Source organism: Cellulosimicrobium sp. Marseille-Q8652, assembly GCF_965112045.1.
On the sequence record NZ_CBCOPS010000001.1, the window covers coordinates 638,578 to 662,970 of the forward strand.

General features: G+C 74.2%; 24 protein-coding genes. 14 read left to right on the top strand and 10 right to left on the bottom strand.

Annotated elements, in window-relative coordinates; genetic code table 11:
* Nucleotides 1–86 precede the first annotated feature (86 nt).
* The 3 genes from ACWPWV_RS02735 (at nt 87) to ACWPWV_RS02745 (ending at nt 3,506) form a co-directional block, all read left to right on the top strand.
* Entirely contained in the window at nt 87–2,021 is a 1,935-nt protein-coding gene (locus tag ACWPWV_RS02735; RefSeq protein ID WP_454041430.1) for a phosphoenolpyruvate carboxykinase (GTP), read from the top strand.
* 160 nt (nt 2,022–2,181) lie between these two features.
* Nucleotides 2,182–2,841: a PRC-barrel domain-containing protein gene (locus ACWPWV_RS02740; RefSeq protein WP_454041431.1), complete on the top strand. Its 660-nt coding sequence runs from the start codon at nt 2,182–2,184 to the stop codon at nt 2,839–2,841.
* Nucleotides 2,838–3,506, top strand: a complete 669-nt coding sequence (locus tag ACWPWV_RS02745; RefSeq protein ID WP_454041432.1) for a DUF4153 domain-containing protein — start codon at nt 2,838–2,840, stop codon at nt 3,504–3,506. Before ACWPWV_RS02740 ends, ACWPWV_RS02745 begins: the two co-directional genes overlap by 4 nt.
* Nucleotides 3,507–3,515: 9 nt before the next feature.
* On the opposite strand, the gene ACWPWV_RS02750 is transcribed toward ACWPWV_RS02745, so the two are convergent.
* Both ACWPWV_RS02750 and ACWPWV_RS02755 read right to left on the bottom strand, forming a co-directional pair.
* On the bottom strand, nt 3,516–4,118 hold the full coding sequence (locus tag ACWPWV_RS02750; RefSeq protein ID WP_251153387.1) for a response regulator transcription factor: 603 nt from the start codon (nt 4,116–4,118) through the stop codon (nt 3,516–3,518).
* Entirely contained in the window at nt 4,115–5,356 is a 1,242-nt protein-coding gene (locus ACWPWV_RS02755) for a sensor histidine kinase (RefSeq protein WP_454041433.1), read from the bottom strand. The genes ACWPWV_RS02750 and ACWPWV_RS02755 overlap by 4 nt, the downstream gene beginning before the upstream one ends.
* Before the next feature lie 161 nt (nt 5,357–5,517).
* On the opposite strand from ACWPWV_RS02755, the gene ACWPWV_RS02760 reads away from it, so the two are divergent.
* The 3 genes from ACWPWV_RS02760 to ACWPWV_RS02770 all read left to right on the top strand — a co-directional run bounded on the left by ACWPWV_RS02760 (nt 5,518) and on the right by ACWPWV_RS02770 (nt 8,012).
* Nucleotides 5,518–6,429 carry an ABC transporter ATP-binding protein gene (locus ACWPWV_RS02760; RefSeq protein WP_454041434.1) on the top strand — a complete coding sequence of 304 codons (912 nt, stop codon included), beginning with the start codon at nt 5,518–5,520 and terminating at the stop codon, nt 6,427–6,429.
* A 76-nt stretch (nt 6,430–6,505) separates the two neighbouring features.
* Nucleotides 6,506–7,225 (top strand): ABC transporter permease, encoded by a 720-nt coding sequence (locus ACWPWV_RS02765; RefSeq protein ID WP_454041435.1) that lies wholly within the window; start codon nt 6,506–6,508, stop codon nt 7,223–7,225.
* Between the two features lie 46 nt (nt 7,226–7,271).
* Nucleotides 7,272–8,012: a GOLPH3/VPS74 family protein gene (locus tag ACWPWV_RS02770; RefSeq protein WP_454041436.1), complete on the top strand. Its 741-nt coding sequence runs from the start codon at nt 7,272–7,274 to the stop codon at nt 8,010–8,012.
* 9 nt (nt 8,013–8,021) lie between these two features.
* Here ACWPWV_RS02770 and trpS read toward each other — a convergent pair whose 3' ends face one another.
* Nucleotides 8,022–9,149 carry a tryptophan--tRNA ligase gene (gene trpS, locus ACWPWV_RS02775; RefSeq protein ID WP_454041437.1) on the bottom strand — a complete coding sequence of 376 codons (1,128 nt, stop codon included), beginning with the start codon at nt 9,147–9,149 and terminating at the stop codon, nt 8,022–8,024.
* A gap of 133 nt (nt 9,150–9,282) precedes the next feature.
* Nucleotides 9,283–10,110, bottom strand: coding sequence for a DUF6518 family protein (locus tag ACWPWV_RS02780; protein WP_454041438.1), 828 nt, complete (start codon nt 10,108–10,110; stop codon nt 9,283–9,285).
* Nucleotides 10,111–10,237: 127 nt separating this feature from the next.
* On the opposite strand from ACWPWV_RS02780, the gene ACWPWV_RS02785 reads away from it, so the two are divergent.
* Nucleotides 10,238–11,110, top strand: a complete 873-nt coding sequence (locus ACWPWV_RS02785) for an SMP-30/gluconolactonase/LRE family protein (RefSeq protein ID WP_454041439.1) — start codon at nt 10,238–10,240, stop codon at nt 11,108–11,110.
* Here ACWPWV_RS02785 and ACWPWV_RS02790 read toward each other — a convergent pair.
* The gene (locus ACWPWV_RS02790) at nt 11,107–12,108 is read right to left on the bottom strand and encodes a DMT family transporter (protein WP_454041440.1); all 1,002 of its coding nucleotides are present in this window, start codon (nt 12,106–12,108) and stop codon (nt 11,107–11,109) included. The genes ACWPWV_RS02785 and ACWPWV_RS02790 overlap by 4 nt on opposite strands.
* An 81-nt stretch (nt 12,109–12,189) precedes the next feature.
* Here ACWPWV_RS02790 and ACWPWV_RS02795 point away from each other — a divergent pair, with 81 nt between their 5' ends.
* A complete protein-coding gene (locus tag ACWPWV_RS02795) occupies nt 12,190–13,143 on the top strand; it encodes a LysR family transcriptional regulator (RefSeq protein ID WP_454041441.1) in 954 nt (317 codons plus the stop codon).
* Here the strand turns inward: ACWPWV_RS02795 and ACWPWV_RS02800 are convergent.
* Nucleotides 13,122–13,502 carry a YybH family protein gene (locus tag ACWPWV_RS02800; RefSeq protein ID WP_454041442.1) on the bottom strand — a complete coding sequence of 127 codons (381 nt, stop codon included), beginning with the start codon at nt 13,500–13,502 and terminating at the stop codon, nt 13,122–13,124. The genes ACWPWV_RS02795 and ACWPWV_RS02800 overlap by 22 nt on opposite strands.
* A gap of 216 nt (nt 13,503–13,718) precedes the next feature.
* Here ACWPWV_RS02800 and ACWPWV_RS02805 point away from each other — a divergent pair, with 216 nt between their 5' ends.
* Together ACWPWV_RS02805 and ACWPWV_RS02810 are read left to right on the top strand one after the other, a co-directional pair.
* Nucleotides 13,719–14,138: a YciI family protein gene (locus ACWPWV_RS02805; RefSeq protein WP_454041443.1), complete on the top strand. Its 420-nt coding sequence runs from the start codon at nt 13,719–13,721 to the stop codon at nt 14,136–14,138.
* Nucleotides 14,135–15,439, top strand: a complete 1,305-nt coding sequence (locus ACWPWV_RS02810) for an RNA polymerase sigma factor (protein WP_454041444.1) — start codon at nt 14,135–14,137, stop codon at nt 15,437–15,439. Before ACWPWV_RS02805 ends, ACWPWV_RS02810 begins: the two co-directional genes overlap by 4 nt.
* Before the next feature lie 25 nt (nt 15,440–15,464).
* Here ACWPWV_RS02810 and ACWPWV_RS02815 read toward each other — a convergent pair whose 3' ends face one another.
* Nucleotides 15,465–16,085 (bottom strand): ATP-binding protein, encoded by a 621-nt coding sequence (locus tag ACWPWV_RS02815; RefSeq protein ID WP_454041445.1) that lies wholly within the window; start codon nt 16,083–16,085, stop codon nt 15,465–15,467.
* Between the two features lie 125 nt (nt 16,086–16,210).
* Here ACWPWV_RS02815 and ACWPWV_RS02820 point away from each other — a divergent pair, with 125 nt between their 5' ends.
* Nucleotides 16,211–16,687 (top strand): tRNA (cytidine(34)-2'-O)-methyltransferase, encoded by a 477-nt coding sequence (locus tag ACWPWV_RS02820; protein WP_454042796.1) that lies wholly within the window; start codon nt 16,211–16,213, stop codon nt 16,685–16,687.
* Nucleotides 16,688–16,742: 55 nt separating this feature from the next.
* Here ACWPWV_RS02820 and ACWPWV_RS02825 read toward each other — a convergent pair whose 3' ends face one another.
* Both ACWPWV_RS02825 and xylA read right to left on the bottom strand, forming a co-directional pair.
* Nucleotides 16,743–18,392, bottom strand: a complete 1,650-nt coding sequence (locus ACWPWV_RS02825) for an FGGY-family carbohydrate kinase (protein ID WP_454041446.1) — start codon at nt 18,390–18,392, stop codon at nt 16,743–16,745.
* 1 nt (nt 18,393) lies between these two features.
* The gene (gene xylA, locus ACWPWV_RS02830; RefSeq protein ID WP_454042797.1) at nt 18,394–19,578 is read right to left on the bottom strand and encodes a xylose isomerase; all 1,185 of its coding nucleotides are present in this window, start codon (nt 19,576–19,578) and stop codon (nt 18,394–18,396) included.
* Between the two features lie 100 nt (nt 19,579–19,678).
* Between xylA and ACWPWV_RS02835 the strand changes: the two genes are divergently transcribed.
* Complete coding sequence (locus ACWPWV_RS02835) at nt 19,679–20,932, top strand: ROK family transcriptional regulator (RefSeq protein ID WP_454041447.1); 1,254 nt, start codon at nt 19,679–19,681, stop codon at nt 20,930–20,932.
* 239 nt (nt 20,933–21,171) lie between these two features.
* Here ACWPWV_RS02835 and ACWPWV_RS02840 read toward each other — a convergent pair whose 3' ends face one another.
* Nucleotides 21,172–22,278, bottom strand: a complete 1,107-nt coding sequence (locus ACWPWV_RS02840; protein WP_454041448.1) for a LacI family DNA-binding transcriptional regulator — start codon at nt 22,276–22,278, stop codon at nt 21,172–21,174.
* A gap of 167 nt (nt 22,279–22,445) precedes the next feature.
* Between ACWPWV_RS02840 and ACWPWV_RS02845 the strand changes: the two genes are divergently transcribed.
* Nucleotides 22,446–23,387, top strand: coding sequence for a carbohydrate ABC transporter permease (locus ACWPWV_RS02845; RefSeq protein WP_454041449.1), 942 nt, complete (start codon nt 22,446–22,448; stop codon nt 23,385–23,387).
* A gap of 2 nt (nt 23,388–23,389) precedes the next feature.
* Nucleotides 23,390–24,340, top strand: coding sequence for a carbohydrate ABC transporter permease (locus tag ACWPWV_RS02850; protein WP_454041450.1), 951 nt, complete (start codon nt 23,390–23,392; stop codon nt 24,338–24,340).
* The last annotated feature ends 53 nt before the right edge of the window (nt 24,341–24,393 follow it).

Sequence of the window (24,393 nt, forward strand, 5' to 3'; positions counted from 1 at the left end):
TCACACGTTTAACGGCGGGAAACTTGCGCCGGCTCGCGCCAGGCTGGGGACATCGACCGGAATTCCCTCGACCCCGGGAGCCTCCCATGACCACGACCACCCCCCGCCGCAGCGGTCTCGCCGCCCTCCTCGACGACGTCGAGACCGAGCTCGCCGGCCTCACCACGTCGGCTCTCGGGTCCTCCGCGCGCACCGTCGACCCTCGCCCGCGCGACGCCCGCGCCTGGGTCCGCGAGATCGCGAACCTCACCGAGCCCGACGCGATCGTCTGGTGCGACGGCTCGGCCGACGAGAAGCAGCGTCTGCTCGACCTCATGGTCGACGCCGGGACCCTCGTGCCGCTCAACCCCGAGCTGCGCCCCGGCAGCTACCTCGCGCGGTCCGACCCGAGCGACGTCGCCCGCGTCGAGTCCCGCACGTTCATCTGCGCGCGCGACGAGGTCGACGCCGGCCCGACGAACAACTGGCGCGAGCCCGAGGCCATGCGTGCCGAGCTGCGTGGCGTCTTCGAGGGGTCGATGCGCGGCCGCACGATGTACGTCGTCCCGTTCTCGATGGGCCCCGTCGGCGGCCCGATCTCGCAGGTCGGCGTCCAGGTCACCGACTCGCCGTACGTGGTCGTGAGCATGGGCGTCATGACGCGCGTCGGTCAGGACGTCATGGACCTGATCGACGGTGGCACCCCCTTCGTCCCGGCCGTCCACTCGGTCGGTGCGCCGCTCGTCGACGACACGGGCGCCGTCTCCGAGGACGTCCCCTGGCCGTGCAGCGACACCAAGTACATCGCCCACTTCCCCGAGACCCGGGAGATCTGGTCCTACGGGTCGGGCTACGGCGGCAACGCGCTGCTCGGCAAGAAGTGCTTCGCCCTGCGGATCGCCTCGGCGATGGCGCGCGACGAGGGCTGGCTCGCCGAGCACATGCTCGTCATCCGCGCGACGTCGCCGGAGGGCCGCCGCTACCACCTCGCCGCAGCGTTCCCCTCGGCGTGCGGCAAGACCAACCTCGCGATGCTGCGCCCGACGATCCCCGGCTGGACGGTCGAGACGATCGGCGACGACATCGCGTGGCTGCGCACCGGCCCCGACGGCCGCCTGCGCGCCATCAACCCCGAGGCGGGGTTCTTCGGGGTCGCTCCGGGCACCGGGATCGAGACGAACCCCGCCGCGGTCGAGACGTTCGTCCGGGACACGATCTTCACCAACGTCGCGCTGACCGACGACGGCGACGTCTGGTGGGAAGGGCTGACGCCGGAGGCGCCGAGCCACCTCGTCGACTGGACGGGCCAGGACTGGACGCCCTCCGACGGCGACGGCGGCCGCACCGCCGCGCACCCCAACTCGCGCTTCACGGTCGCCGCGGCGCAGTGCCCGACGATCGCCGACTCGTGGGAGGACCCCGAGGGCGTCCCGATCGACGCGATCGTCTTCGGCGGCCGACGGGCGAGCAACGTCCCGCTCGTGGCGCAGGCGTACGGGTGGGAGCACGGGGTCTTCATGGGCGCGACGATCTCGTCCGAGCAGACCGCCGCCGCCGAGGGCACCGTCGGCGCGCTGCGTCGCGACCCCTTCGCGATGCTGCCGTTCTGCGGCTACAACATGGCCGACCACTGGGCGCACTGGCTCCGCGTCGGGGCGTCGATCGACGCCGACAAGCGACCCAAGATCTTCCAGGTCAACTGGTTCCGCAAGGACGCCGACGGGAGCTTCCTGTGGCCCGGGTTCGGCGAGAACTCGCGCGTCCTCGCGTGGATCGCCGCGCAGGTCGACCGCGCGCACGGCGTCCGGACCGACTGCGGCGCGGTGAAGAGCCCGGTCGGCCTGCTCCCCGCCCCTGGCGCGCTCGACACGACGGGCCTCGACCTGCCCGACGGCGCCCTGGACGCCCTGTTCGACGTCTCGCCCGAGCCGTGGCTCGCCGAGGCCGAGCTGACCGCCGAGTTCTTCGACACGTTCGGCAACCGCGTCCCGGACGAGCTGTGGGCGCAGCTCGCACGCCTCCGCGACCGGCTCGGGGCCTGAGCACGCACCCGTCGTCGGGCAGGACGTGGGCGGGCAGCACGCACGGTGCTGCCCGCCCGCGTGCGTGCGGACGCGACGCTTCGCACCCTGGTGACATCGGCTCCAGCAGGTGGGCCCCCGGAGGAAGCGCCGCTGCGGCGGCGAGGCGGGAGGACCCACCATGATCAGCACGGACCAGGTCGAGAGGCTTCTCCGCGAGGGGACGGTCGTCTCGAGCACCGGGGACAAGATCGGCAAGGTCGGCCAGGTCTTCCTCGACGACCGCACCGGCGACCCGGAGTGGGTGACGGTCAGGACGGGCTTGTTCGGCACCGCGGAGTCCTTCGTCCCGCTCGCCGACGCCGACGTCCAGGGCGACGAGATCCGCGTCCCCTTCGGCAAGGACGAGGTCAAGGGAGCACCCCGCGTGGACGACGCGGAGGGTCACCTCTCCGAGGACGAGGAAGCGGAGCTCTACCGCTACTACGGGCGCGTGCAGAGGACCGACGACCAGGCTGCGGTCGGCACCTCCGGCCAGGACGACCGTGCGGAGGAGGCGGGCGTCGTCGGGAGGCACGCCGCCGGCACGGCCGCCGACGACCCGACCGCCCGCTCGGACGACGCGTCGACCCGTGCGGACGACGACGCGTCGGACCGTTCCGCCGACGACGCCACCGGCCGGGTACGGCTGCGCCGCTACGTCGTCACGGAGTACGTGACGCAGACCGCCCCGGGTGAGCAGGCGGGCACGCCGAGCGACGACCTCGGTGCGGAGCAGAGGGTCACGGAGCGTGTCCGCGAGGAGATCGTCGAGACCGACGGAGAGGAGAACCGGCCATGAGCACCAGCTACGGGGCGACCCCGCCCGAGAACGACCCGGCCGCCCGCGAGGCGGGCGAGTCCCGGCGTACCGTCGGGCACGACGGCGATCCCGTCGCGCGCGACCGCGAGACCGTCGTGGCGCGCGAGAAGGAGGAGTACGGCGGCATCAAGATCGGCTCGGCCTTCTTCGGGTGGCTCACGGCCACCGGGACGGCCGTCCTGCTCACCGCGCTGGCCGCGGCCGCCGGGACCGTCTTCGGCCTCAACACCACGACGGACGTCCAGGACGCGGCCGAGCAGGCGACCGAGAACGCGGAGACCATCGGCATCGTCGGCGGCATCGTGCTGGCCGTCGTCCTGTTCGTCGCGTACTACTGCGGCGGGTACGTCGCGGGCCGCATGGCACGGTTCGACGGCGCGAAGCAGGGCCTCGCGGTCTGGCTGTGGGCCGTGGTCATCGCGATCGTCCTCGCGCTGCTGGGCCTGGTCGCGGGCAGCCAGTACAACGTGCTGTCGGAGCTGAACGCCTTCCCCCAGATCCCGGTGAGCGCGAGCGACCTCACGACCGGGGGCGTCATCGCGCTCGTCGTGGCCGCGGTGGTGAGCCTCGTCGGAGCCGTCCTCGGCGGGATCGCCGGCATGCGGTTCCACCGCAAGGTGGACCGGGCCGGTCTGGGCACCTGACGACGGGCCTCAGAGCCAGTCGTGCTCCCGGGCGTAGCGCGCGGCCTCGTGCCGCGTGCGCGTCTGGGTCTTCTGCATGGCGCTCGACAGGTAGTTGCGGACCGTGCCCTGCGCCAGGTGCAGGCGGGCCGCGATCTCGGCGACGGAGAAGCCGTCCCGCGTCACGCGGAGCACGTCGAGCTCGCGGTCCGTCAGCGGCACGTCGTCCATGAGGGCGGCGGCGGACACGTCCTGGTCGATCCACCGCCGGCCCTCGTGCAGCGCCGCGATGACGGTGGTGATGTGGCTCGGCTCGGCGGACTTGCTGACGAAGCCCTGCACGCCGAGCCGGAGCGCGTGGCGCAGGACCCCCGGCCGGGCGTGCCGGGTGAGCATGAGCACCACCTGGTCCGGCACGACGCGCCGGATCCGGTCGACGGCCTCGAGCCCGTCGACCCCGGGCATCTCCAGGTCGATGACGAGCACGTCGGGGCGGTGCGCGAGCGTCGCCTCGACCGCCTGCGCCCCGTCGGCGGCCTCCGCCACGACCGTGACGTCCCCCTCCAGCGGGAGCAGCGCGGCGAGGGCGCTGCGGAGGAGGGCCTCGTCGTCGGCCAGCACGACAGTGGTCACGACTCCTCGCCCCCGCCCGTCGGACCGGTGTCCTGCCGCCGTCCCGGGAACGTGGCCGCCGTGCGGAAGCGACCGTCGGCCACCTCCGCCGTGAGCACGCCCCCCGCCTCCGCCACGCGCTGCGCGAGCACCGCGAGCCCTCGGAGCGTCGGGCGCCCGGGGGTGGTGACCCCGTCGTTGACGACGGTGATGCCGTCGTCCGCGAGGGCGACGTGCACGAGCGTGGCGCGCGAGTGGCGCAGGACGTTGGTCGTGGTCTCCCGCAGCACCTGCGCGAGGAGGTCGCCGGACTGCACGCCGAGGTCGGCCGGGCGGTCGACGCGCACCCGGATGCCTGCGGCCTCGAGCAGCCGGCGGGCGTTCTCCAGCTCGGCCGAGAGGTTCGGCCGGCGCTGCCCGTACGCGAGCTCCTTCGCCTGCGCGATGGTGTCGCCGACCAGGGTGTACGTCTCGCGCAGCTCCCGCTCCGCAGCCTCCGTGTCCGTCCGGAGCAGCTTCTGGGCGAGCGCGATCTTCAGCTTCACGACGTGCAGGGTGTGGCCCTGGATGTCGTGCAGGTCGCTCGCGAACCGCATGCGCTCCCGCACCACGGCGAGCTCCGCCTCACGCTCCCGCGCCTCCTCGAGCTCGGTCATGACGTCGTAGAAGCCCTTGTGGGGATACCGCAGGCCGATCAGGACGGCCGTGATGCCCGTGGGGACGAGGACGTACGCGACGACCGCGGCGGCGTCGACCGGGCCGACGGCGACCAGGCCCCAGACGCCCACCGCGGCGACGTACCCGGCGAGGCCGACGGCCGCCGCGGCGCGGTGGCGGGGCAGCTCGGGGACCACGAGGCTCCCCACGAGCGCCAGACCGTAGTACGAGGCCTCCGGGCCGCCGTCCACCACGAGGACGCCGTACGGCCAGACGGCAGCAGCGACGACGAGGCAGGGCACCTGGACGCGCGCGAGGTCGCCCGCCGTCCACCGTTCGAAGGCCAGCAGGGCCGCGGCGGTCCCGAGACCCAGCACGACCGCCTGCACCGCGTCCTGGGCCTGCACCGCGACGAGGTACGCGCCGACGAGCGCGAGCAGGGGCAGGATGGTGAGGAGATTGATCCGCCGGAACCGCCGTCGCGACGCCACCGACGTGCGGGACGCCGGGGAACCCCACGGAGACCTGTAGCGCGACCGGTACGCCGTCGCGCGCTCGCCGGACGCCGTCGGGACCTCCGGCGCGGAGGGGCGTGCGTCCATGGGCAGCTCGCTGGGTGGGAGACGGTTCCGGAGCCAGTATCCGGTGCCGGGCGACGCCCGACCAGTGACGCCACGTCACACGGGAGCACCCGCGGACGTCATGCCCGGTTCCTGACGCCACGGCACTGGGAGCGCCCGACGGTCCGGGCTGTGATGGGGGCATGACCTCGAACCCCGTGATCGACGTCGACGACCTCGGCGTCACGTACGGCGACTTCCCCGCCGTGACGAACCTCTCGTTCCAGGTGGGGCGCGGTGAGCTGTACGCGCTCCTCGGCACCAACGGCGCCGGCAAGACGTCGGTGCTGGAGGTCGTCGAGGGCCACCGCGCCGCCACCTCCGGCGCCGTGCGTGTCTTCGGCGAGAGCCCGCAGGACCGCACCGCCGTGCGCGCCCGGACCGGGATCATGCTCCAGGAGAGCGGCTTCTCCCCCGACCTCACCGTCGCCGAGACGGTCCGGCTCCTCGGCCGCCTGTCCGGGCGCACCGACTCCGTGGACCGGGTGCTGGGCCTCGTGGACCTCCGGCACAAGGAGGGCACGCGCGTCGGCCAGCTCTCGGGAGGCGAGAAGCGCCGGCTCGACTTCGCGACCGCGGTGTACGGCGGGCCGGAGCTCGTCTTCCTCGACGAGCCGACGACCGGTCTCGACATCGCGTCCCGGGACGCGCTGTGGGAGACCGTGCAGGGGCTGCGCGACGGCGGGACGACCGTCGTCCTCACCACCCACTACCTGGAGGAGGCGCAGCAGCGCGCCGACCGCATCGGCCTGATGCACCGCGGGACGTTCCGCCACGAGGGCACGGTGGAGGAGCTGACGCGGACCCTGCCGGCCTCGATCCGCTTCTCGCTCCCGCCGGGTGCACCCGTGCCGCCCGTCCAGGCCGTCCCGCACGACGACCGGTCCTGGTCGATCGAGACGTTCGAGCTCCAGCGCGACCTCAAGCAGCTCCTCGACTGGGCCGCCGACCACGCCGTGGACCTCCACGGGCTGTCCGCGGCCCCGACGCGCCTGGACGACGTCTTCCGGGCCATCGGCGCCGACGAGCAGCCCGTCCCGGCACCGCTCCCGTAGACCCGCTGTGCCCGCAGAGCCACCCCCGACCTCGTCGACCCTCCCGCAGAACCGACCCACCGGACAGGAACCCGTCATGCTCCCCATCGCGCACAGCGAGCTGGTCCAGCTCTTCAGGAACCGTGCCGTGCTCGTCACCAGCCTCGTCATGCCCGTCGCCGCGGCCGTGTTCTTCATCGGTTTCCGCGACGTCTTCGCCCGGATCGGCAGCATCGGCTACGTCGCCGCCGTGCTCGTGTTCACGATCGCCGCCTTCAACCTCTACGCGACGACGGTGACCACGCTCGCCGCCCGCCGCCAGGACCTGTTCCTCAAGCGGCTGCGCTCGACCGCCGCAGGGGACGCGAGCATCCTCTCGGGCCTGGTGCTCCCCGTCTCCGCGATCGCCCTCGTGCAGGTGGGCGTGATCCTCGGCGTGTTCGCGGCGGTGGGCGGCGGTCCGGCCGACCCGGTGCTGCTCGTCGTCGCCGTGCTCACCACGTTCGTCATGATGCTGGCCCTCGGGATCGCGACGGCAGCGTTCACCACCTCGCCCGAGCACGCGCAGGTCACCAGCCTGCCCCTGAGCCTGGGCGTCGTGGCGGTCGCCACCTGGGTCGGCATCACCGGCACCGAGAGCCTGCCGCTGCTCAAGCGGCTGCTGCCCGGGGGCGCGGCCACCGAGCTCGTCGTCACGTCGTGGGAGGGCGGTGCCGCACTCACCGACTCGCTCCTCCTGCTCGCCCCGACCCTCGCGTGGGTGGTCGTGGCCGTGGCGGTCGCGGCACGGGTGTTCCGCTGGGAGCCTCGACGATGACCTGCGCACCGATCCGCACCCACCAGCACCTCGGAGAGGACCCACGATGAGCGACCCGACCGCGGCACCCGGCCCGACGGACGGCCCCACCGACGCCACAGCGCGCCACGACGACCTGCTCGTCGTCGAGGACCTCATGCTCCTCCTGCTGGACGACGACGGCGCGTCCGTCCAGGGCGCCGGAACCCTGTACTACACGCTCGGGGGCGCCGTGCTCACGGAGCTCGCGCTCCTCGGCCGCGTCGAGGCCGACGGCTCCGGGATCCTCAACGGCCCGCGCATCACGCCCGTGGGCGACGCCCCGCTGCCCGATCCCCTGCTGCAGCAGGCGTTCGACACGGTCTCCGAGAAGACGCAGCGCGTGCAGCCGCTGCTGGTCGCGCTCGGTGCCGACCTGTGGCGCGAGGTGGTCGACCGGCTCGCGCACCGCGGGCTCGTCGAGCGGCAGCAGTCACGCGTGCTCGGGCTGTTCCGCACGACGCGGTGGCCGGCCGCGAACCAGGCGCACGAGGCGCGGCTGCGCGAGCGGGTCCGCGCCGTGCTCGAGGACGGCGAGGCGCCCGACCCGCGCACGGCCGCGGTGATCGGGCTGCTCTCGGCCAGCGGCGCCCTGCCGTCCCTGCGACCGCCGCTGCCCTGGACCACGGTGACGGCGACCCGCGCGAAGGAGATCGAGCAGGGCCAGTGGGGTCCCGAGGCCGTCGCCACCGCGGTCACGCGCACCGCGGCGGCGATCGCCGCCTCCAGCGCTGCCGTCGCCGTCGGCGTCGCCGCGAGCGGGCGATGAGGCGGCCGCTCAGTACCGCATCCCCATGAGGTCGCGGACGTCGTCGAGGGTGCGGTCGGCGATCTCGTTCGCCCGGGCGTTCCCGCGGGCGAGCACGTCCAGCGGGTCCGGTCCGTCGCCCGCGGCGAGCGCGCGGCGTCGGGCCCGCAGCGGACGCAGGTGCTCGACGAGCGCCTCGGTCACGACCTGCTTGAGCCGGCCCGCTCCCGCAGCACCGACCTCGTCCGCGAGCGCCTCGGGCGTCGTCCCGGCGGCGAACGCACCGAGGGTCAGGAGGTTCGCGACCTCGGGACGACGGTCCGGCTCGTAGGTGACGTGCCGCTCCGAGTCGGTCCGGTGGCGGCGGACGAAGCGGGCGGTCGCGTCCTCGTCGTCGCGCAGCTCGAGCGCGTTGCCCGCGGACTTGCTCATCTTGCGCCCGTCGGTGCCGAGGATCGTCGGCGCAGGTGCCAGGAGCACCTCGGGCTCGGGGAAGTACGGGCTCGTCGCGGCGTACCGCTGGTTGAAGCGCCGCGCGACCGTGCGCGTGATCTCGACATGAGGCAGCTGGTCCTGCCCGCCCGGGACGAGGTTGCCGTGGCAGAAGAGGATGTCCGCGGCCTGATGCACGGGGTAGGTGAACAGCAGCCCGCTCATCGGCCGCCCCTGGCGCGCGGCCGCCGCGAGCGCCTCCGCCTTGACCGTGGGGTTGCGCTCGATCTCGGCCGTCGTGACGAGACTGAGGAACGGCAGGAGCAGCTGGTTCAGCGCGGGGACGGACGAGTGCGTGAAGATCGTCGTGCGCTCCGGGTCGATCCCCGCGGCGAGGTAGTCCAGCACGATCTCGCGCACGGTCGCGCGCAGGTCGCCGGCGTCGTCGCGGTCGGTGATCACCTGGTAGTCGGCGATCACGAGCACGATCTCGACCCCGGCGCGCTGCAGGCGCACGCGGTTCGCGACGGTCCCGACGTGGTGGCCGAGGTGCAGCGCCCCGGTCGGTCGCTCCCCGGTGAGGACGCGGAAGCGTGACGGGTCGGCGGCGATCTGCGCCTCGATCTCGGCGCTGCGGGCGCGCGCCGCGGCGACGGACGCGGTGGAGGACGGCGCGGATGCGCTCTCGCGGCTCGGCGCGGCGGGCGGGGCGAGGGTGTCGGTCATGGGAGCTCTCCTTCGGGGAGGGGAGCCGCGCGGCGCAGGTCCGGTGGTCCGGCACGGACCGGTCGGACGGGGGATCGCCGCACATGACGACGTCCCGGCTGCGGAGCGCAGCTCGGGACGTGGGCAGGACAGGTCACGGCTGCGGGGGCAGCCACCACCAGTCGCGCGTGAACATGCGCCCAGGGTACGCCGCGCGACCCACGGTGCGGGAGATCGGTGCCGTCACGCCGCCGGCCGGCACGGTGCGGTGGTCAGAGCGACAGGACGTGGTTCGCGGCCCCCGCACCGGCGAGCCCCAGGGGACGGTCGCGGCGAGGACGAGCGGCACGAGCCACCGTTGTCGCGGCGTGCGGGCGAGGAACACGGCGGCGACCAACCCGACGGCGCAGAGGATCGCGCCCGACGCGCCCTGCCACGGGAACAGGAGCCAGCGCACGAGGCCCTCGCTCACGAGCACGCCGCACAGGAGCGCCAGGCCCGTGACCTGGCGCCAGACGACGTCCGACCGCCACCACGAGCCCGCGAGGCCGAACACGATGCCACCGACGACCGCGCCGCCCACCCAGAACAGGAGCGTGCCGAGATCAGACGGGACGTCGTGCACGGTGCGTGCGACGTAGTACCCCGCGACCAGCAGGAGCTCCGCACCGACACCGGCGAGTGCCGCGCGGGCACCTCCGCGCACGAGCGCCCCGGCGGCGAACGCGACGACGACCCACGCCGCGATCGAGTTGGCCCACATCGCCCACGGGTCGACGAGCACGCCCTGGAGCCACTCCGTGAGCACGCCGAGGCCGGCCGCCGCGCCGAGCAGCGCCAGGACGAGTGCAGCCCGCGGGCGAGGGGACGTCGGCCCGGGACCGGCCGCCGGCGAGGCGGTAGCCGATGGATCGACAGCCACCGCACCGGCCGCTGCAGGAGGTGTCGTCGGGCGGTCCGCCGCCGTGAGCTCGCTGGTCACCGATCCAGCCAACACCGCGGCAGGCTGGTCGCGCGTCCTCCTCAGGAGGGGTCCACGCCTCAGCCTCCGGGTGGACGCAGCGCCGCCCGCCCGGCGAGCGGACGGCCCACGGGCGAGGATGGGTCCCGTGCCCGAGCCCCACGTCGAGAACGTCACCGGTCCCGTTGCCTACCACGCGGAGGGGCCCGTGTGGTGGCCCGGCTGGAGCGCGCTGCGGTACGTGGACATGCTCGCCGGCGACCTCCTCACGCTGCGGCCCGACGGCGGCGTCGACCGCCTGCACGTCGGTGACCACGCGGCCGTGGTGCGGCCGCGCGCGGGCGGAGGGTTCGTCGTCGGGCTCGAGCGGTCGGTCGCTGTCGCCGACGCCGACGACGCCCCGGTGCGCGTGCTCGCGACGCTGTGGGACGACCCCACGGTCCGGCTCAACGAGGGCGCCGCGGCGCCCGACGGCGCGTTCTACGCGGGCGGCATGGCGCAGGGCGAGCGGCCGGGCGCGCTGTACCGCGTGGAGCCCGACGGCAGCGCGCGCACGGTGCTCGACGGGATCCAGGTGTCGAACGGCCTCGGCTTCTCCCCCGACGGGGCGCTCGCCTACTACGTCGACTCCGCGACGCAGCGCGTCGACGTGCTCGACGTCGTCCCGGCCGACGAGGACCCGCGCGGGCTGGTCCGACGCCGGCCGTTCGTGGAGGTCGACCCCGACGACGGGACGCCGGACGGGCTCACCGTCGACGCCGAGGGCGGCGTGTGGGTCGCGCTGTTCGGCGGGTCGGCGGTGCGGCGCTACACCTCTGCCGGAGCGCTCGACGCGGAGGTCCGGTTCCCCGCGAGCCAGGTGACCGCGTGCACGTTCGGCGGCGACGACCTCGACACGCTGTTCGTCACCACGTCACGCCAGGACCTCGACGCCGACGACCCGGACGAGCGCGAGGCGGGGTCGGTGTTCCGCGTCGACGTCGGCGTGCGCGGGCTGCCGGTGCTGCCCTTCGCGGGCTAGCGCCCTCCGCGCAGACCGCGCAGACCGCGCCTCCTGCGCCGCGGGAGCGTCGCCAGCGCGACGCCCGCGAGGCTCAGCACGCCGCCCGCGAGGGTCAGCCCCGCGGGGACCTCGGCGAGCAGCGCCCACGACAGGACCACGACGAGGGGCGGCACGAGGTACGTCGACGCCGCGAGCCGGCCCGCGCTCGTCCGCGAGAGCGCGTAGCCCCACGTGGTGAACGCGACGGCCGTCGGGAAGAGCCCGAGGTAGACGACGGCGAGCGTGGACGCACCCGTTGCGGCCGAGGCCTCGCGGACGAGCGCGGGGGCGAACGGCAGGCACGCGACGGTGCCCGCGAGGCACCCGACCCACGTCATCGTCAGGGCGTCGACGCCGGCCAGGAGCCGCTTCTGCGCCGTGGCCGACCCGGCGTAGAGCGCCGCGGCGGCGAGCCCGAGCACGACCCCGAGCACGTCGGCGTCACCCGTCGACGTGGTCACGGCGATGACCGCGACGCCGGCGAACGCGACGGCCATCCCCGCGAGCAGGCGGCGCGGGAACCCCTCGCCGAGGAGCAGACCGGCGAGCACGGCGACGAGCACGGGCGCGACGTTGACGAGCAGCGCCGTCGTCCCGGCGTCGAGGTGCTGCTCGGCGGCGTTGAGCGCGACGTTGTAGAGCGCGAACCACGCCACGCCCCACGTCGCGACGGCGACGAGCGTGCGTCCCCGCGGCAGGGCGGGAAGGGCTGCCACGACCCGCGCGAGACCACCCGGACCCGCGGTCGGCGTCCGGGCCGCGACGCGGGCCGCCCGGACGAGCACGATCGCGGTGAGCCCCACCGAGCCCGCGAGCTGGCGGCCCAGCGCGAGGGCCCCGGGCGAGTAGTCGTGACCCGCCGCGCGCACGCCGACGAACGCCGACGCCCACAGCACCACCGTCACGGCGGCCGCGAGCAGGACGAGTCCTCCCGTGCGTCGCGCCGTCTCCGCCGACGTCTCCTCCGTGACCACCATGGGTCGATCGTCGCCGCTCGGACGATGAAGCACCAGCACGTATTGCTACCGCTCGATGCAGTCTCGCTGTACGGTCTGAGAATGCTTGACGTGCACCGGCTCCGCATCTTCCGCTCCGTCGTCGCGAGCGGCTCGGTCCAGGCCGCCGCCGCGAACCTCGGCTACACGCCGTCCGCCGTGAGCCAGCACGTGGCCGCGCTCCAGCGCGAGACGGGCCTCGTCCTGCTCGAGCGCGCAGGTCGTGGCGTCCGGCCGACGGCCGCCGGGCTGACGCTCGCCGCCCAGGCCGACGGCGTGCTCGCGCGGCTCGGCGAGGTCGAGGCCGTCGTGTCCGACCTGCGCGCGGGCCGCACCGGGGCGCTCTCGATCGCCTACTTCGCGTCCGTCGGGGCGGCGTGGCTGCCCGCCGTCGTCCGCCGGCTCACCGACGAGCTGCCGGGCGTCCGGCTCGACCTGTCGCTCGCCGAGACGATCCCGGACGACCCCGACCGACGCGCGGACGTGCAGATGGTCGTCGCGCCGCGCGGCTTCGACCCGGGCCCCGGCTTCCGCGCGCACCACCTCCTCGACGACCCCTACGTCGTCGTCCTGCCGCCCGGGCACCGGTTCGCGGACGCACCGCAGGTCGACCTCGCCGACCTCGCCGACGAGCGCTGGGTCGACAACGACTTCGCCCGCGGCTGGTGCCGGCGCAACGTCCTCGAGGCGTGCACCGCGGCGGGGTTCAGCCCGCCGTTCCACGTCGAGGCGCACGACTACCCGACGGCGCTCGCGTTCGTCGCGGCGGGGATCGGCGTGACCGTGCTGCCCGCCCTGGGGGCAGCGCACCTGCCCGACGGCCTCACCGCCGTCCCCGTCGTGCGACCCACGCCCGTCCGGTCGATCCACGCCGTGGTGCGCGACGCCGTGGCCCTCACCCCGCCGGCGCGGACCGTGCTCGACGAGCTGCGCCGGACGGCGTCCGCGCCCGACGACCGGGCGGCCGCGCCTGCCCACCCGGCGCCGTCGCGCGTCTACTCCGCCGCGGCGCTGTAGGGCTTCCCGGGCCAGTACGCCCACTCCTCGAAGTGCGCGACCCGCCCGTCCGCGGCGAAGCGCAGGAGCCACAGGTCGCGGTACTCCTGCTCCTCGGTGCCCGTGTACCGGACCTCGAGCCGCACGACGGCGGAGTCCCCCTCCACGGCGACGGGCTCGGCGGTGACGCTGAACGTGGCGCCCTCGTCGGCGGTCCAGAACCCACGGATCGCGTCGTGACCGTGGAGCGGCTCGTCGTCGTACGGCGACCGCAGGTACGTCGCGTCCTCGGTGAACAGCCGCTCGACGGCGCCTGCGTCGCTCGCCCGCCACGCCCGCTCGTACCGGTCCACCCACGTCATCACCGCGTCGCGGTCCATGCGTCCCCACCTCGCTCGCCGGCCTCCCTCGGCGGGCCGCTCGCGGCCCGCCGGCCCTCGACCACCCTGCCCGAGCCTGCGCCGCCTCGCCCGCCGGACGCCGCAGGCCGACGAGGCCGGTCCCGGTGTCGATCTGGGTGTCGATCTCGCACTGTCCCGTTCGACCTGTGGATGAGAGGGTCGGAAGGACCGGCCCACCGACACCGGGAGTCAGCGATGAAGTACATGCTCATCATGCGCAGCACCGACGAGGGCCAGGCCGCGTTCGAGAGCGTCTCCTTCGACGAGATGCTCGAGACCATGGGCCGGTTCAACGACGAGCTCATCCGGGCGGGCGTGCTGCTCGCGGCCGAGGGGCTCGACGACGCGGCGGAGGGCGTCGTCGTCGACCTCTCGTCCGACGTGCCCGTCGTGACGGACGGCCCGTACGGGGAGACCAAGGAGCTGTTCGGCGGCTACTACGTCCTCGACGTCGCCTCGAAGGAGGAGGCCGTCGAGTGGGCCAAGCGGCTGCCGTACTCGGGCCTCGGGACGAAGGTCGAGGTCCGCCGGGTCCCGACGATCGACGAGTTCCCGCAGGACAACGAGTGGATCCGCAAGGAGCGCGCGTGGCGCGAGGCGACCGGTCAGCTGTGACCTCACCCGACGGCCGCCGGGCCGTCGAGGCCGTGTGGCGCATCGAGTCGGCGCGGATCGTGGGCGCCCTCGCCCGGTACACGGGCGACTTCGCGCTGGCCGAGGACCTCGCGCAGGAGGCGCTCGCCGAGGCGCTCGTCTCCTGGCCGCGCGACGGCGTGCCGCGCAACCCGTCGGGCTGGCTGCTCACGGTCGGCCGGCGTCGCGCGATCGACACCTACCGCCGCCGCTCCGCCCTCGACGAGCGGTACGCCGCCCTCGCCCACCACCTGGGCGAGGGCGGCGCGACGTCGGGCGGGCCGCCGTCGGGCGACGCCGGCCCCGGGGACGCGGACGGCGTCCTGTGGGACCCGGACGAGGTGCACGACGACGTGCTGGCCCTGATGTTCGTCGCGTGCCACCCCGTGCTGTCGCCCGAGGCCCGTGTGGCGCTCACGCTGCGGGTCGTCGGCGGGCTGTCGAGCGAGGAGGTCGCGCGTGCGTTCCTGGTGCCGACGGCGACCGTGCAGGCCCGCATCACGCGGGCGAAGAAGACCCTCGCGGCAGCGGCCGTGCCGTTCGGGGTGCCCCCGGCCGACGAGCGCCGCGAGCGCCTCGGCTCCGTCCTGGGCGTGCTGTACGTGATCTTCACGGAGGGGTCCACCGCGACCTCGGGCGACGAGTGGCTCCGGCCGGACCTCGCGCACGAGGCGGTCCGGCTCGCGCGCGTGCTCGCCGGGCTCGTGCCCGACGAGCACGAGGTGCACGCGCTCCTCGCCCTGTTCGAGCTCACCGCCGCACGCTTCCCGGCTCGGACCACGCCCGACGGCGACCCCGTCCTGCTCGCGGACCAGGACCGGCGGCGGTGGGACCGGTCCGCCGTCCGGCGCGGCCGGGCCGCGCTCGCGCGCGCCGACGCGGTCGGGCCGTCGGGCCACGGACGCGGTCCGTACGGGCTCCAGGCGGCGATCGCGGAGTGCCACGCCGTCGCGCCCTCCGTCGACGAGACCGACTGGGACCGCATCGTGCTCCTCTACGAGGCGCTCGGTCGCGTCGCCCCGTCACCCGTCGTCGAGCTCAACCGGGCGGCGGCCGTCGCGATGGCGCACGGCCCGGCGGCAGGGCTGCGGATCGTCGACGAGCTCGTCGCGACGGACCGGCTGCCCCGGTTCCACCTGGTGCCGAGCGTGCGCGCCGAGCTGCTCGGACGCCTCGGGCGGGTGGACGAGGCCCGGGCGGAGTACGCGCTCGCCGTGCGGCTGTGCCCCGCCGTGCGCGAGCGCCACCTGCTCGAGCGCAAGGCGGCCCTGCTCCCCCCGTGACCGCTCCCGCGCGTCCCGCGCGCCGTCAGCGCTCGTCGCGCAGCACCACGTCGAGCATCTCGAACCCGTGCAGCGCCCCGCCGTCGAGCCCGGTCCGCCGGACCAGGTCCGGGTCGGCGAGGAATCGGACGGTCGTCCCGGTCCCGGGGGACGGCGGGAGCTCGACCAGCTCCGTCGCCGGCACGCCGTGCTCGTACCGCTGCGTCCACGTCCCGGCGCGACGGCGGTTCGTGTGCTCCAGCCACGTGCTCAGGGCCGCGACCGTCGACATGCCGCGCCGCGCGAGCCCGTCGGGGAGCGCCGGCGGCTCCGCCGCGTCGAAGAACCGCACGTCCTTCGTCGCCATGACGGGCTTGCGGACCGGTCGCCCGGCGTCGTCGGACCTCGTGTCCGTGCCCCGTCCGTCGTCCGCGACGGACACCGAGCCGTCGTCGTGCAGGGTAACCACGACGTGGCCCACCCGTCCCTGGCTCTCGGCCTCCTCGTCGGCGTACGCGAGGACCTCGAGCACGAGGTGCTCCACGCCGCCGGCGGCGAGTCCCGGGTCCGCCCGCACCTGGGCGAGGTGCGTCTCGTCGACGGTGAGCGTCCAGTCGTGCGTCGTGGTCACCCGGTGGTCCCGACCGCCCGTCTCCCGTCCCGTCACAGCGCGACCCTACCGGCGACAGGCCTGCGCGGTGAGGGAGAATCGAGCGCGTGAGCCACTCCCCCGACCCCGGCACCGACTGGCGGCCGCACGTCGCCGACCCGGCGTCCCGACCGCCGTCGACCCTGCCGCACGTCGTGTTCTTCGAGCCGCGCATCCCGGGGAACACGGGCAACGCGATCCGGCTGGCCGCGGTCACGGGCGCGCGCCTGCACCTCGTCGAGCCGCTGGGCTTCGACCTCGACGAGCCGAAGCTGCGCCGAGCGGGCCTCGACTACCACGATCTCGCGGCCGTCGAGGTGCACGCCGACCTCGATGCCGCGCTGGCCACGCTCGCGGGGCGGGTGTACGCGTTCACCACGCGCGCGACGACGTCGTTCACCGACGTGACCTACCGTCCCGACGACGTGCTGCTGTTCGGCCCGGAGCCCACCGGCCTGCCCGACGAGGTGCTCGCCCACCCGCGGGTCACCGACCAGCTGAGGATCCCGATGCTGCCGGGCCGGCGCTCGCTCAACCTCACCAACGCCGCGTCCATCGCGGTGTACGAGGCGTGGCGACAGACGGGCTTCGCCGGCGGCGGCTCTCCCGCGAGTGCATGAAATAGTCGCGCCGAAAGGCCTCGGACGCGACTATTCCATGCACTCAGCGGGCCGGTCAGGTGAGGTCGCGGACCTCCGCGTACCGTTCGCGGATCGCCAGCACCGGGTCCGCCTCCGAGACCGCGCCCGACGACGCCGCCCAGGTCGGCGGGTCGACGTCGCCCGGCCCGGTGGACCCGTCGGCGGCACCCACGCCGGCCCGGTGCGCCGCGAGGACCCACGCGGCCTGGCGCGCCGCGCCGTCGGCCACGTACTCCCCGGGCTCCGGGACCGCGACGGGCAGACCGAGCACCTGCGGCGCGATGCGCCGTACGGCCTCCGACTGCGCGCCGCCCCCGATGAGCTGGACCCGCTCGACCGGCACGCCGAGCGCGCGCAGCGCGTCGAGCCCGTCGGCGAGACCGCACAGCATGCCCTCGACGAACGCGCGCGCCAGGTGCGGCCGCGTCGCGGTACCGAGCCGGATCCCGTGCAGCGTGCCCGACGCGTCGGGACGGTTGGGCATGCGCTCGCCCTCGAGGTAGGGCACGAGGACGAGCCCGTCCGCGCCGGGCGGCGCCTCGAGCGCGAGCCGGGACAGCTCCTCGTGGTCGACCCCGAGCACCTCGCGCGCCGCGTCGAGCACCCGGCTCGCGTTGAGCGTCACGGCGAGCAGGAGGTACCGGCCCGTCGCGTCCGAGAACCCGTTGACGAGCCCCGAGCCGTCGGCCGTGCGGTCGTCCGCGACGGCGGACACGACGCCCGACGTCCCGATCGACACGGCCACGTCGCCCGCCGTCATGCCGAGGCCGAGAGCGGCACCGGCGTTGTCGCCGGCGCCGGGGCCGAGCAGCGCTCCGCCCTCGACACCCGCGCCCGCCACGGTCGGGTGCGCGACGCCGGCGACCGCGGACGGCGCGAGCACGCGCGGCAGCACGACGTCGGTCCGGCCGAGCGCGAGCTCCAGCAGGTCCAGGCGGTAGCCGCCGCGCCCGTCGTCCGCAGACCCGGACCGACCGTCCGCGCCCTCAGCGGACGCCGCGCGGGTCGCGTCCCAGTAGCCCGTGCCCGACGCGTCGGACGCGTCGGTGACGAGCGCGTCGAGGTCCGGACCGAGCGGAGCCGTCGGGTCGTCCGCGGGCCCGTACCCGGCGATGCGCCACGTCAGCCAGTCGTGCGGGAGCGCGACGGCTGCGACGCGGGCCGCGTTCTGCGGCTCCGCGTCACGCAGCCACCGGAGCTTCGTGACGGTGAGCGACGCGACCGGGACGGAGCCGATCGCGTCGGCCCACGCCTGCGCGCCCGCCTCCTCGGCCGACTCGACTCGCACGCGCGCGTCCGGCACGCCCTCGGCGAGGCGCGCCTCGCCGAGCTCGCGGACCAGGTCGCGGGCCGCCGGCGCGGACCGGGTGTCGTTCCACAGCAGCGCCGGGCGGACCACCCGGCCGTCGGCGTCGAGCAGGACCATCCCGTGCTGCTGGCCGCCGACGGCGAGCGCCGCGACGTCGTCCAGGCCGCCCGCGGCCGCGGCCGCGGCACCGAGGGCGTCCCACCATGCGGCGGGGTCGACCTCGGTGCCGTCGGGGTGCTTCGCCGCACCGAAGCGCCGGAGCGCCCCGGTCTCGGCGTCGCGGACGACGACCTTGCACGACTGCGTCGACGTGTCGATCCCGGCGACCAGGGTCCGTCCGGCGCCGGCGCCGGACGTCTGAGAGTGGTTCGCCACGTCAGCCGATGAGGTGCTCGAGCGCGAGCTGGTTGAGGCGCACGAACCCGAAGTCGCGGTTCGCCGCGGCGTCGACGTCGAAGTCCTCGTACGCGCTGCGGTCCGCGAGGATGTCCGCGACGGTCTCGCCCTCGGCGAGGGTCGGCTCGCCCAGCTCGAAGACGCCGGAGTGCGCGAACGCCTCCTGGACGCGGCTGTCGGCGCGGTACGCCGCGGCCTTGCGCGCGAGCAGCCGGTACGTGTCCATGTTGGCGCGCGCGGAGTCCCACACGCCGACCTCGTTCTCGGTGCGCGACGGCTTGTAGTCGAAGTGGCGCGGACCGGTGTACGTCGGGCCGCCGTTCGGGAAGCCGTTCTCCAGCAGGTCGACCGTGAAGAACGCGGAGAGCAGGTCACCGTGGCCGAACACGAGGTCCTGGTCGAACTTGATGGACCGCTGGCCGTTGAGGTCGATGTGGAAGAGCTTGCCGGCCCACAGGGCCTGCGCGATCCCGTGCGTGTAGTTGAGGCCCGCCATCTGCTCGTGCCCGGTCTCGGGGTTGAGGCCGACGATGTCGCCGTGCTCGAGCTTCGCGATGAGCGCGAGCGCGTGGCCGATCGTCGGGAGGAAGATGTCGCCCCGGGGCTCGTTGGGCTTGGGCTCGAGGGCGATCTTGAGGTCGTAGCCCTGGTCCTTGATGTACCCGGCGACCGTGTCGATGCCCTCGGCGTAGCGCTCGTGGGCCGAGTTCAGGTCCTTGGCGCCGTCGTACTCGGTGCCCTCGCGGCCGCCCCACATGACGAACGTCTTGGCGCCGAGCTCGGCCGTCAGGTCGACGTTGCGCAGCACCTTGCGCAGCGCGTAGCGGCGCACGCCGCGGTCGTTCGACGTCACGCCGCCGTCCTTGAAGACGGGGTGGCTGAAGAGGTTGGTCGTCACCATCTCGATGACGAGGCCGGTCTCGTCGGCCGCCTTCCGCACGGAGTCGAGACGGCGGGTGCGCTCGGCGTCGTCGGACCCGAACGGCACGACGTCGTCGTCGTGGAACGTGAAGCCCCACGCACCGAGCTCGGCCAGCTTGCGGACCGAGTCCGCCGGGTCCAGCTCGGGGCGGCTCGCGCTCCCGAACTGGTCCTGCGCGGTCCAGCCCACGGTCCACAGACCGAAGGAGAAGTTGATGTCCTGAGTGGGCTCGTCGGCCACGATGGTCTCCTCGTCGAGAGTGCCGCCCGCGTGCTCGGCACGCCGACGACGCATTTTTGTCGTATGGCTGAACTTATGCTCCGGAGTCGGTAAGGTCAAGACCGTGAACCGCAGCGTCGCGACCCGCACGGGTCCACCCGCAGCCCGGCAGGCCACGCTGCGCGAGCACAACCTGGCCCTCGTGGCCCGGGCCGTCTTCGAGGCGCCGGTCCCCTGCTCGCGCGCCGACATCGCGGCGGCCAGCGGGCTCACCCGCGCGACCGTCTCGACGCTCGTCGACCGCCTCGTCGGCTCGCGCATCGTCGCCGAGCTCCCGCCCGCGACGCCGCAGCGCGCCGGCCGGCCCGCCGTGCCGCTCGCCCCGGCACCCCGCACGATCGTCGGGCTGGGCCTCGAGGTGAACGTCGACTACCTGGGCGGGCGAGTGCTGGACCTTACGGGCACCGTCGTCGCCGAGCACGTCGACCCCGACGACCTCCACGACAGCGACCCCGCCGAGGTGCTGGCACGCCTGGGACGCATCGCGCGCGACCTGGTCGAGCGCGTGCGGGCCGACGGCATGACGGTCGCCGGGGCGCGCCTCGCGCTGCCGGGCCTCGTCGACACGCGAGCCGGCCGCCTCGAGGTCGCCCCCAACCTCGGCTGGTCCCGCCTCGATCCCGCGCCGCTCCTGGACCTCGACCCGGACCTGCCCGTCGAGATCGGGAACGAGGCCAAGCTCGCCGCCCTCGCCCAGTCGAGCCGCGGCGTCGTGCCCGACGGCGCGGGGCCCCGCGAGGCGGACGGCGCGCCGCGGCCGGCCCCGACCACGTACCTGTACGTCTCGGGCGACGTCGGGATCGGCTCCGCGATCGTCGTCGACCGCAGGATCTTCCACGGCCGGCACGGCTGGGCCGGAGAGATCGGGCACGTCGTCGTCGACCCGCGCGGCCCGCGCTGCCGCTGCGGCGCGACGGGCTGTCTCGAGCAGTACGCGGGCAAGGACGCGCTCCTGCGCGGCGCGGGCCTCGACGTCGGCGCCGACACCGCCGAGCTCGTCGCCCTGCTCGACGCGGGCGACCCCGTGGCGCGCGAGTCCGTCGCACGCGCCGGCACGGCGCTGGGCAGCGCGCTCGCGGACTACGTGAACCTCGTCGACATCGACACCGTGCTGCTGGGCGGGATCTACCCGGCGCTGCTGCCGCACCTGCGCGCGCCCGTCGAGGCGGAGCTGCAGACCCGGGTCCTCGCCGCACCGTCGGCCGACCTGCACGTCGACGCCGCACCCGTGGGCGACCACGCCGCCCTCACGGGCGGCGCCCGCGAGGTGCTGCGCGCGGTCGTCGAGGACCCGAGCGCCTGGGTCGACGACGACTGAACGCCCACCGACTGAGAGCCCCGCCCGCGCGACGTAGTACCCCGGTCCGGTGCCGATAGTTCTTGAAGGCGCCGGGCGAGCGAGGACCAGGGCGAGACGTCACCAGGAGGGGTGGGTGGGGCGCCGCGTCGTGGCGGGTCTGGCGGGCGCCGCGAGGAACGGGCGGCGGATGGTAGACGCGGCGCCCCACCCACCCCGACACCCAGGGCGCCCACGCGCCGTCGGGAACGACCGGGGTACTACCTCGGGGGCGGCGCCGTGCTCGCGCGGGCGACGAGGCGCGTCGGGACGAGCCGCGTCCCGGTCTCGTAGACCCCCTCGCGCACCTGCCGCAGCACCTGCTCGACGCACCGCCGGCCGACCTCCGCGAAGTCCTGGTGCACCGTCGTGAGCGGCGGCAGGAACTCGCTGGACTCCGGCAGGTCGTCGAACCCGACGACGCTCACGTCCTCGGGCACGCGCCGGCCCGCGTCGTGCAGCGCGCGCACGAGCCCGAGCGCCATCTGGTCGTTGGCGACGAACACGGCGGTGACGTCGTCGCGCGCGGCGAGACGACGGCCGGCCTCGTCCCCGGACGTCGGGGACCAGTCGCCGCGCTCGACGGGCGGCACGTCGCGCCCCGCCTGCTCGAGCGTCGAGCGCCAGGCCGCGGTGCGTCGCTCGGCGGCGAACGAGTGCGCGGGCCCGGCGAGGTGGTGCACGGTCCCGTGCCCGAGGTCGAGCAGGTGCCGCACGGCCTGCCGCGTCCCGTCGGCCTGGTCGGTGTCGACGACGGCGTAGCTCTCGCCCGCGTCGGAGTCCGCGACGACGACCTGCACGCCGGGCGGCAGGCTCACCTGCGCGACGTCCAGCAGGTGCACCTCCATGAGGAGGATGACCGCGTCCACGGCGAGCTCGCCGAGCCGGGTGAACGCCCCGCGGACGCCGTCCTGCGTGGGAGCCGCGACGGGGATGATCGTGATCGCGTAGCCCTCCGCGGCGGCCGACGTCGCGATCGCCTCGAGCGTGCGGACGTTCCCCGTGGTCGCGAGCGAGAAGAGGATGACGCCGATCGTGCGGAAGCTGCCGCTCTTGAGCGCGCGGGCCGCGCTGTTCGGGCGGTAGCCGAGCTCGCTCATCGCCGCGAGCACCCGCGTCCGCGTGGACTCGACGACGCCGGGGTGGCCGTTGGACACGCGCGACACCGTCTGCGCCGAGACGCCGGCGACGCGTGCGACGTCGGCCATGGACACGCGTCTCAGCGGCAGCAGGCCGCCCGCGGCGCTCAGGTACCGGCGTGAGCCGTCCGGCGACGTCGCGGTGAGCGTCGTGGTGGCGGGGGCGTCCTCGTCGAGCCCGTCGGTCATCGTCCTCGTCCTCGTGGTCCGGTCGTGCGGGAAGGTGCGCGGTCAGCATGCCGTGCGAGATCACCCTAGGCGATGTTTGCGCAAACACCGAGCGTCGTGCATGCTGATGTTTGCGTAAACACCCGGGGACGACCGACGTCCCCCGCCCCCGACGACGAGGAAGCAGCATGACGACGACGTCCCCACCCGTGGTGGTCTCCGACGTGCCACCGGTCGACGGCCCCTCCTCCCGGCCCGCGCGGCGCCGACGGCGCTCGTGGATCGGCTGGGGGTTCGTGGGCCCGTTCATGGCCGTCTTCGCGCTCGTCTTCCTCGCGCCGATCGCGTACTCGATCTACCTGAGCCTGTTCCGCACGCAGATGGTCGGCGGCACGCAGTTCGTCGGGTTCGAGAACTACGCGCGCGCCTTCTCCGACCCGCAGTTCTGGTCGGGCGTCACGCGCGTCGGGCTGTTCCTCCTGGTCCAGGTGCCGATCATGCTCGGCATCGCGCTGCTCGTGGCGCTGGCGATCGACAGCGGCCGCCTCTACGGGAAGAACTTCTTCCGCATCTCGATCTTCCTGCCGTACGCCGTCCCCGCCGTCGTCGCGACGCTCATGTGGGGCTTCATGTACGGCACGCGCTTCGGCCTCGTCGGGAACCTCAACGACGCGCTCGGGACCTCGATCCCCAACCCGCTGTCGCCCGACTGGGTCCTCCTCGCGATCGGCAACATCGTGACCTGGGAGTTCGTGGGCTACAACATGCTCATCTTCTACTCGGCGCTGCGCGTCATCCCGACGTCGCTCTACGAGGCCGCCGAGCTCGACGGCGCGACCCAGTGGCAGGTCGTGCGGGCCATCAAGATCCCCGCGATCCGCGGCTCGCTCGTCATCGCGACGATCTTCTCGATCATCGGCTCGTTCCAGCTGTTCAACGAGCCGAGCATCCTGCAGAGCCTCGCGCCGAACGCCATCACGACGTACTTCACCCCGAACCTGTACGCCTACTCGCTGTCGTTCTCCGGCCAGCAGTACAACTACTCGGCGACCGTCGCCATCATCATGGGCGTCCTCACCATGATCGTGGCCTACGTCGTCCAACTGCGCGGCATGCGCAAGGAGGCCTGACCGTGACTGCGACGACTCCCACCAACCCGCACCCGTCCGTCGTGCCCGTCGTCGGCCCGCCGCCCCGCAAGCCTGTCCGGCTGCGCTCGCGCGCCGCGCACAGCGTCTCGAAGCCGCGCCGCAGCACGCTGCTCACGGTCCTCAGCGGCGTCGTGCTCCTCTACGCGCTCGTCCCGCTGTTCTGGCTCTTCGTCAACGCGACGAAGACGCAGTCGAGCCTCTTCGCGTCGTTCGGCCTGTGGTTCAGCGGTGACTTCGCGCTGTTCGACAACATCGCCCGGACCCTGACCTACGACGGCGGCATCTTCGGCCGCTGGTTCGCCAACACCGTCCTGTACGTCGTGGTCGGCGCGGGCGGCGCGACGTTCCTCGCCGTGCTCGGCGGGTACGCGCTCGCCAAGTTCGACTTCCCCGGGAAGCGCGGCGTGTTCGCGACGGTCATCGGCGCGGTCGCCGTGCCGGGCACCGCGCTGGCCGTCCCGACGTTCCTCATGTTCAGCCAGATGGGCCTGACGAACACGCCGTGGGCCGTGATCATCCCGTCGCTCATCTCGCCGTTCGGGCTCTACCTCATGTGGGTCTTCGCGGCCGAGGCGATCCCCACCGAGCTGCTCGAGGCCGCGCGCGTGGACGGCTCGAACGAGTTCCGGACCTTCTTCCAGGTCTCGCTGCCCCTGCTCGCGCCCGGGATCGTCACGGTGCTCCTCTTCACGATGGTCGCGACGTGGAACAACTACTTCCTGCCGCTCATCATGCTCAAGGACCCCACCTGGTACCCCCTGACGCTCGGCCTCAACGCGTGGAACGCCCAGGCCGCGACGGCGGGCGGCGAGGCGATCTTCGACCTCGTCATCACCGGGTCGCTGCTGACGATCCTGCCGCTGATCGCCGCCTTCCTGCTCCTCCAGCGCTACTGGCAGTCCGGCCTCGCGGCCGGGTCCGTCAAGGAGTGAGCTCCGGTCGCGCGGCACCGCACCACCGGGCCGCACGACCCCGACCGTCCACC

Excerpts from the sequence above, each read along its gene's own strand:
- ACWPWV_RS02735 (WP_454041430.1), top strand. The coding sequence starts at position 87 with ATGACCACGACCACCCCCCGCCGCAGCGGTCTCGCCGCCCTCCTCGAC.
- ACWPWV_RS02740 (WP_454041431.1), top strand. The coding sequence starts at position 2,182 with ATGATCAGCACGGACCAGGTCGAGAGGCTTCTCCGCGAGGGGACGGTC.
- ACWPWV_RS02745 (WP_454041432.1), top strand. The coding sequence starts at position 2,838 with ATGAGCACCAGCTACGGGGCGACCCCGCCCGAGAACGACCCGGCCGCC.
- ACWPWV_RS02755 (WP_454041433.1), bottom strand. The coding sequence starts at position 5,356 with ATGGACGCACGCCCCTCCGCGCCGGAGGTCCCGACGGCGTCCGGCGAG.
- ACWPWV_RS02760 (WP_454041434.1), top strand. The coding sequence starts at position 5,518 with ATGACCTCGAACCCCGTGATCGACGTCGACGACCTCGGCGTCACGTAC.
- ACWPWV_RS02765 (WP_454041435.1), top strand. The coding sequence starts at position 6,506 with ATGCTCCCCATCGCGCACAGCGAGCTGGTCCAGCTCTTCAGGAACCGT.
- ACWPWV_RS02770 (WP_454041436.1), top strand. The coding sequence starts at position 7,272 with ATGAGCGACCCGACCGCGGCACCCGGCCCGACGGACGGCCCCACCGAC.
- trpS (WP_454041437.1), bottom strand. The coding sequence starts at position 9,149 with ATGACCGACACCCTCGCCCCGCCCGCCGCGCCGAGCCGCGAGAGCGCA.
- ACWPWV_RS02790 (WP_454041440.1), bottom strand. The coding sequence starts at position 12,108 with ATGGTGGTCACGGAGGAGACGTCGGCGGAGACGGCGCGACGCACGGGA.
- ACWPWV_RS02795 (WP_454041441.1), top strand. The coding sequence starts at position 12,190 with ATGCTTGACGTGCACCGGCTCCGCATCTTCCGCTCCGTCGTCGCGAGC.
- ACWPWV_RS02800 (WP_454041442.1), bottom strand. The coding sequence starts at position 13,502 with ATGGACCGCGACGCGGTGATGACGTGGGTGGACCGGTACGAGCGGGCG.
- ACWPWV_RS02805 (WP_454041443.1), top strand. The coding sequence starts at position 13,719 with ATGAAGTACATGCTCATCATGCGCAGCACCGACGAGGGCCAGGCCGCG.
- ACWPWV_RS02840 (WP_454041448.1), bottom strand. The coding sequence starts at position 22,278 with ATGACCGACGGGCTCGACGAGGACGCCCCCGCCACCACGACGCTCACC.
- ACWPWV_RS02845 (WP_454041449.1), top strand. The coding sequence starts at position 22,446 with ATGACGACGACGTCCCCACCCGTGGTGGTCTCCGACGTGCCACCGGTC.